The organism is Herbaspirillum sp. UBA812, from assembly GCF_002296545.1.
GTDB lineage: Bacteria > Pseudomonadota > Gammaproteobacteria > Burkholderiales > Burkholderiaceae_D > Herbaspirillum > Herbaspirillum huttiense.
Map to the genome: position 1 here is coordinate 1 of NZ_DBIC01000274.1, position 7,419 is coordinate 7,419.

Sequence of the window (7,419 nt, forward strand, 5' to 3'; positions counted from 1 at the left end):
CTACCGGCCTGCTACCCGCACCCGCCACAGGCATCTGGCACGGCAAGGTCGACCCGATGCATCCTCTGGCGAAGGTCTTCAACCAGTGGAACCGCCAGACCTATGTGGAAGAAGGGCAGCCCTTTCCCGATCCGCGTGATCGCGGGCTGGACATCTCTCCGAAAGAAATTGAATGGCAATGGCTGGATCAGGCCAACCAGCCCCTGCCTTCAGGACGCAAATCCATCACGATCCGCAATTTCAGTGCGGAAGAACCAATAGCAAAAGGAAACTGATCGGCGGGCCCCCGATCTTGCCCCAAAGAAAAACGCCGGCTGAAAAGCCGGCGTTTCTTCATCACGACAAGCGCATCAACAGGCTCAACGCTCCACAGCCAGCGCCACGCCCATGCCGCCACCGATACACAGGCTTGCCAGGCCCTTCTTGGCATCACGGCGCACCATCTCATGCAGCAGCGTCACCAGCACGCGGCAACCCGAGGCACCGATGGGGTGGCCCAGGGCGATGGCGCCGCCGTTGACGTTGATCTTGCTGGTGTCCCAGCCCATCTGCTTGTTCACCGCAATGGCTTGCGCCGCGAAGGCTTCGTTGATTTCCATCAGGTCCAGATCCTGCGGCGTCCAGCCGGCCTTCTTCAAGGTCAGCTGCGATGCCGGCACCGGGCCCATGCCCATGATGCTGGGATCCAGGCCAGCCGAGGAATACGCCTTGATCCTGGCCAGCACCGGCAGACCCAGTTCCGCGGCCAGCTTGGCCGAGGTCACCACCACGGCCGCCGCACCATCGTTGATGCCGGAGGCGTTGCCGGCGGTCACCGTGCCGGCCTTGTCGAAGGCCGGACGCAGACCCGCCAGGGCTTCGGCAGTCACGCCGTGCTTGACGAATTCATCGGTATCGAAGACCACGGTTTCCTTCTTGCCCTTGATTTCGATGGGCACGATCTCATCCTTGAACCTGCCGGCCTTCTGCGCCGCTTCAGCCTTGTTCTGCGAGGCGGCAGCGAAGGCGTCCTGCTCTTCACGGCTGATCTCGAACTTCTTGGCGACGTTCTCGGCGGTGATGCCCATGTGGTACTGGTTGTAGACGTCCCACAGGCCATCGACGATCATGGTGTCGGTCAGCTTGGCATCGCCCATGCGGAAACCGTCACGCGAGTTGTTGAGCACGTGCGGCGAGGCGCTCATGTTTTCCTGGCCACCGGCGATGACGATCTGGGCGTCGCCGCAGCGAATCGCCTGCGCCGCCAGTTGCACCGCCTTCAGGCCGCTGCCGCAGACCTTGCCGACCACAAAGGCCGGGACCATGTCAGGCAGGCCCGACTTGATGACCGACTGGCGCGCCGGGTTCTGGCCCAGGCCAGCCGTGAGCACCTGGCCGAGGATGACTTCGCTGATGGCTTCCGGCTTGATGCCGGTCTTGGCCAGCAGGGCCTTGATGACTTGCGCACCCAGATCGGCCGCCGCAATCTTCGACAAGGATCCGCCGAATTTGCCGATCGCCGTTCTCTGTGCTGCGACAATGACCACATCATCCATAACTCGCTCCTTTTATTGAAATGGCAGGAAGCCGCGCACGGCTGTCCTTCGAAAACCGGGATGGTCATCTTATTCGATTTCAGCTTGGAACGCGATATGGTGAATTTTCGGTAAATCAAACACCCGGCAAAAAGTCTCAAGCGTCTTTTCCGAGCGTGATGATGTGAATTACCGTGCGATACAAGAGGAAGGCCGCACCATACGCCGCCCGCTTGTACCAGGGCACGTGCAGGAAGTCCGACAGGTGCACCACCCGGCCCCCGGCCGCACCGGCTTCGATCTCCTGCCGCAGGTAAGCAGCAAAGGCCGGATCTTGCACCACCACGTTGGCTTCCTGGTTGACGAACAGCGACAGGCCGTCATAGTTGCTCGATCCCACGGTGGCCCATTTGTCATCCACCACGGCCACCTTGGCATGCAGTTCCGTATGGGTGTATTCGATGATGCGCACACCCGCGCGCAGGAGCTTGGGATAGAAGGAATGCGCCACCGCATCCTGCATCACGAACTGTCCCACGCCCAGCAGCAGGGTCACCTTCACCCCGCGCATGGCGGCTTCTTCCAGCGCGCGGCGCATCTTGCGGCCCGGGGCGAAATAGGGATTGGCGAGGAAGGCGGTCTCGCGCGCACGCCCCAGCGCCTGCAGATAGGCGCGCTGGATGGTGCGCCGGTTGCGGAAATTGTCGCGCACCACCAGCGCGGCCTGGGTCTGGTCATGCACCGGACCCGGATGGCCATGGCGCAGGCGCTTGAAGTTGCGCCAGCGCGCCTTCAGTTTCATGCGCCCCACACGCAGCCATTGCGCCTGCACTTCACGATAGATGTCCTGCACCAGCGGCCCGAGCACGCTCACGGCGAAATCCCAGCGCGGTGCTGGCAGCGCGGTGATGTGGTCACGGTCGGAGACCATGTCGTCATTGATGTTGAGCCCACCGACGAAAGCCACCTGCCGATCCACCACGCACAGCTTGCGGTGGCTGCGCGCCACGCCGCGCCGGAACCAGGGATTGAAGGAGCGATGCTGCACCCCGGCCGCCGTCAGGGCAAGGCGCAATTTGTTAGTATTTTCACGCCCGGTACCGAGCCAGTCATTGATGACATAGACCACAACACCGCGTCCGGCAGCCCTTTGCAGGGCTTCGCAGACCAGCATGCCGGTATCGTCGAGCGAAAAAATATAAGTTTCCAGATAGATCTCGACGCGTGCAGCGTCGATGGCGCTGATCAGGGCGGGATAGAAACCCGCGCCACTGTGCAGCAGCGCAATCTGGTTGCCGTCGGTAAAGGTGAGGTGGCGCAAGATCAGGCCAGTTGCAGTTCGGTCACGATCGGGGCATGGTCCGACAGGCGCGCCCAGGGACCATCCTTGAGGACCTCCGCCATTTCCACGCGGAAACCTCGCACATAGATGCGGTCCAATCGCAGCCACGGCATCATGGCCGGAAAGGTCCGTGCCGGGCGGATCGGTGCCGACAAGCCACCGAGTCGGCGCAAGCCATGCATCACGCCGCGCGCATTGGGCTGCGGCTGGTCGAACACTTCGGTCACGCCAAGGTTCTGGTACAGCGTACGGCTCAGCTGGTTGGTCCAGTCATTGAAATCACCGGCAATCAGCAAGGGCGCATCCGGCGGCGAGGAGGTGCTCACGGCCTGGATCAGCGCATCGATCTGGCGCCGACGGCCCCCTGCGAACAGCCCCAGGTGAATCACGTAGCAATGCACCTCCACCCCTTCGATGGGCACCACGCAATGCAGGATGCCGCGTGACTCATAGGCATGGTCCGACACATCCTGGTTGCGGATGGAAGCGATTTCAAAACGCGAGATGAGCGCATTGCCATGATGGCCATGGTCATACACGGCATTCATGCCGTAGGCGGCGTGGTGGGTATCACCGGCAAGATATTCATGCTGCCCCTGCTGCGGCCAGTTGGAGGCGTGGCGCAAGGCGTTGCTATCGTGGCGGCCCTGCACTTCCTGCAGGAACAGGATGTCCGGATCCAGTTGCGCCAGCGCCTGCTTCAGCGCCAGGATGCGCGGGCGGCCGGCAAAGGAGGTCACGCCCTTGTGGATGTTGTATGTGGCAACGCGCAGCTTCATCGATGCAACCTTTCTCTTGTTCTTGTCCGGTGGCGGTCGCGCGCAAAGCGCTGGCTAGCTTGCCAGATAGCGCGGCAACTGCAGAATCGCTTCCGCATTGGAGGGCGAGAAACAGCGGTCGGCCGCCTCGCGATACGGCAGCCAGACATGGCGGGTGTGCTCGCGCGGGGCCAGCGTCACCGGAATATCGCGCGGCACCAGCAGGCCAAAGACGTGTTCGGTGTTTCTCGTCACGCCCGGCGCATAGCGGTGCCGCCAGACCGGATAGATGTCATAGATGTTGGAAAGTTGCCAGTCACGCAGATGCGCGCGAGGCACGCGGTTTCCGCCATCCTGCGAGGAGTCTACGCCGGTGTCGGCCACCACGATGCCGGTTTCTTCCTCCACTTCGCGTCGGGCGGTCTCCGACAAGGGCTCATCAAGGGCATCCTTGGAACCGGTCACCGATTGCCAGAAGCCAGGCTGGTCGGCCCGTTCGATCAACAACACGTATTGATCGGCGCTGTGGATCACCACCAGCACCGATTCGGGAATCTTGTAGGGCTTGGCTTGCGTCATGGGCCTGTCCGTGATGCGGGAAAGGCTCCATTGTATCGGGACGGCAGCGTTTCAGAGCAGCGAGGCTTCGCTCTCGGCCACCAGCCAGCTGCGGAAGGCCCGTGCCGCTGCATGCTCGATGCGGTCGCGCGGCCACACCGCATAATAGCCGCCGCCCAGGCTGGCATTGGCTTCACAGGCGCGCACCAGCAGCCCTTGTTCCATGCAGGCGTCGATCATGTGACGCCAGGCCAGCACGATACCCTGCCCTTCCATGGCCAGTTGCAACAGAACCGGATATTGGTTTGACAGGATCTGCTGTTCGATGCGCACATCGTCCACCTCGTTGTGCGCCAGCCAGTTCTGCCAGGACATCCACTGGCGCTGCCCGTCCTCCAGCATCAGCAGGGTCTCCTGCGGCAGGTCGGCAGGGGCCAGCGTGCGGCCTTTCAGATAGGCCGGCGAGCAGACCGGGAACACTTCCTCGTCATACAGGCGGCGCACCGCCAGGCCCGAGGGCGGGCCATCGCGCAAGAAGTAGATGCCCATGTCGAAATCGGTTTCGGACAGCTGGGCCAGGCTGTCATTGACCACCAGGCGCAGGTGGCAATCCGGATGCTGGGCGCGAAAACGCGCCAGGCGCGGTGTCAGCCACAGCACCGCCACCCCCTGCGAACAGGCCACCGTCAGTTCCTGATGGCCCTTGCGCTTCATGATGTCTTCAGTGGCTTCAGCGCAATCGACCAGCAGGCGCTGCACCAGCGCGGCATAGCGCTGGCCGCTCACCGTCAGGCGCAACGCGCGTGGCTCGCGCAGGAACAGCTTCTTGCCGAGAAAGCGCTCCAGCTGGGCGATCTGGCGGCTGATGGCGCTTTGCGTGAGGTGCAGTTCAGCCGCCGCGCGGGTGAAGCTGCCATGGCGCATGGCCGCCTCGAAGGCGATCAGCGAAGGTAAAGGGGGAAGGGGCGATATACGCATGGTCGGCGCTCCGGCTCGAAAGGTCTCATCCAGGTCGAGATGGTAGAGCGAAAAGCATGCCCGCCGCAGCTTTCCCATGACGTGCGGAAAGCGGCGGCGGAAAAGACCTAGGGCGATCAGCGGCTGCGGTGGATGTGGCCGGATTGCATGACCAGCGACAGGTGTTCACCCTGGCCGGTCAGCAGCGTGATGTCCTGCAGCGGATTGCCGTCGACCACGATCAGGTCGGCCAGCGCACCGGCGCGCACGGTGCCCAGTTCGCCTTCGCGCTGCAGGATCGCAGCGGCAATCGAGGTGGCCGAGCGGATGGTTTCCAGGTTGCCCAGGATCTCGGCGCGGATCAGGAATTCGGTCGATTGATCCTGATGCATCTCGCCCAGCAGGTCCGAGCCAAAGCCCATCTGCACGCCATGCTCGGCATAGATGCGCAGCGAGTCACGGCCGGCCTGGCGTACCGATTCGATCTTGGCCACCGAATCCGGCGGCAGGCCCAGGCGCGCGCCATCACGGGCCAGCGAATCGTAGGTGACCAGCGTGGGCACCACGAAGGCACCGTGCTCGCGCATCACGCGTGCAGCCTCGGCATCGACCAGGTTGCCGTGCTCGATGGTGCGCACGCCGCAGCGCACGGCACGGGCAATGGCGCGGCCGGTGTAGGCATGCGCCATCACGTAGGTCTGCGCGGCTTCGGCTTCGGCCACGATGGCGCGGATTTCATCTTCGCTGTATTGGGTATTGCCGATGGGGTCGGTCGGCGAAGCGACGCCGCCCGAGGCCATGATCTTGATCTGGGTTGCGCCCTTCTGCAATTCCTCGCGGGCAGCCAGGCGCACGGCATCCACACCATCGGCCACGCGCGCAATGGCACCGGCGCGGAAGGCGCAGGAGCACGGCTCCAGCACATCGGAACGCGGACGGAAATCGCCATGGCCGCCAGTCTGCGACAGCGCCTTGCCCGAGGGGAAGATGCGTGGGCCCGGCACCAGGCCGATGGCAATGGCTTGCGCCAGGCCCCAGTCGGCACCACCGGCATCGCGCACGCTGGTGAAGCCGCGATTCAACATGGCTTCGACGATGGGCAAGGCGCGAATCGAAGTCAGCGAGCCGGGTTGCAAGGCATTCAGGCCCAGGTTGGCCAGCGAGGCCAGCACGTGCACGTGGCAATCGATCAGGCCGGGCATGACGGTCTTGCCGGTCACGTCGATCACGCGTGCGCCGCTGACCTCCAGCGGAGTGGCAGAGACATCGATGATGCGGTCTTTTTCAATCAGGACATCATGGCGCGGGAACAGGCTGCCCAGCGCCGGGTCGAGGACGTTGCCGCCCTTCAGGAGAATCTTGGTCATGGCGAATTTCAGTGTTGTTGCAGGTACTGCGGCTCACGCACGAAGCGGGTGCCGACGAAGCTGATGGCAGCGGCGATCATCACGTAGAAGGCCGGGGCCATGTTGTTGCCGGTGGCAGCGATCAGCCAGGTGATGAAGAAGGAAGCAAAGCCACCGAAGATGGTCACGGCCAGGTTATAGGCCACCGACAGTCCGGTGGAAAGCACCTTGGCCGGGAACAGTTCGGAGAAGGCCGCCAGGATGGGGCCGGTATAGGCCGCAATCAGGGTGCCGAAGACCAGCTGGAAGATCAGCAGCGTGGACAGGCTGGGCGCGCTGTTGATGTAAGCGAACATGGGATAGGCCAGCACCAGGATCAGCGCGGCGGCACCGGAGAGCAGCGGACGGCGTCCGATGCGGTCGGCCAGGCGGCCGACGATGGGGGCCAGCACCATGATGCAGAGTCCACCGACCATGCCGGCGATGAAGCCGGTGGTCTGCGGCAGCTTCAGGACCTTGACCGAGTAGGTCGGCATGTAGAACAGCAGCACATAGGTACAGACCGTCCACAGGATCACCATCGAAAAGCTGGCCGAAGTCTCGCGCGGGAAGTTGCGGATCACTTCCTTCAAGGGCGAATCGGTCTTGTCCTTTTCTTCCAGGAACGTCGGGGTTTCTTCGAGGTGATTGCGGATGTAGTAACCCACCGGGCCGATGATGATGCCCAGCAGGAAGGGCAGTCGCCAGCCCCAGCTGGACAAGGCCTGCGGATCCAGGCTGGTGGTGACGAAGGTACCGACGGCTGCACCCAACAGCACGGCCACGCCGATGCTGGCCTGGATCCAGCTGGAGTAATAGGCGCGCTCACGCTCGGGCGCATATTCGGTCAGGAAGGCGGTGGCGCTGCCCATCTCGCCGCCGGCCGAGAAGCCTTGCAGCAGGCG

General features: G+C 63.4%; 7 protein-coding genes and 1 pseudogene. 1 reads left to right on the forward strand and 7 read right to left on the reverse strand.

What is annotated here, in order from left to right; all coding sequences use genetic code 11:
* A pseudogene (locus B3873_RS18910) lies at nt 1-275 on the forward strand (sel1 repeat family protein); the annotation flags it as partial.
* Nucleotides 276-359: 84 nt separating this feature from the next.
* On the opposite strand, the gene B3873_RS18915 reads toward B3873_RS18910, so the two are convergent.
* From B3873_RS18915 to B3873_RS18945, 7 genes are all read right to left on the reverse strand, one after another.
* Nucleotides 360-1,535 carry an acetyl-CoA C-acetyltransferase gene (locus B3873_RS18915; protein WP_039785245.1) on the reverse strand — a complete coding sequence of 392 codons (1,176 nt, stop codon included), beginning with the start codon at nt 1,533-1,535 and terminating at the stop codon, nt 360-362.
* Between the two features lie 136 nt (nt 1,536-1,671).
* Complete coding sequence (locus tag B3873_RS18920; protein WP_134221088.1) at nt 1,672-2,835, reverse strand: phospholipase D-like domain-containing protein; 1,164 nt, start codon at nt 2,833-2,835, stop codon at nt 1,672-1,674.
* A 2-nt stretch (nt 2,836-2,837) separates the two neighbouring features.
* Nucleotides 2,838-3,635: an endonuclease/exonuclease/phosphatase family protein gene (locus B3873_RS18925; RefSeq protein ID WP_286868166.1), complete on the reverse strand. Its 798-nt coding sequence runs from the start codon at nt 3,633-3,635 to the stop codon at nt 2,838-2,840.
* A gap of 54 nt (nt 3,636-3,689) precedes the next feature.
* Nucleotides 3,690-4,193: a dihydroneopterin triphosphate diphosphatase gene (gene nudB, locus B3873_RS18930; RefSeq protein ID WP_286868168.1), complete on the reverse strand. Its 504-nt coding sequence runs from the start codon at nt 4,191-4,193 to the stop codon at nt 3,690-3,692.
* Between the two features lie 51 nt (nt 4,194-4,244).
* Nucleotides 4,245-5,150, reverse strand: coding sequence for a LysR substrate-binding domain-containing protein (locus B3873_RS18935; protein ID WP_039785609.1), 906 nt, complete (start codon nt 5,148-5,150; stop codon nt 4,245-4,247).
* A gap of 116 nt (nt 5,151-5,266) precedes the next feature.
* Complete coding sequence (locus B3873_RS18940; protein ID WP_134221086.1) at nt 5,267-6,496, reverse strand: metal-dependent hydrolase family protein; 1,230 nt, start codon at nt 6,494-6,496, stop codon at nt 5,267-5,269.
* An 8-nt stretch (nt 6,497-6,504) separates the two neighbouring features.
* Nucleotides 6,505-7,419: MFS transporter (locus B3873_RS18945; protein ID WP_286868173.1), on the reverse strand; the 915-nt coding region annotated here is incomplete at its 5' end.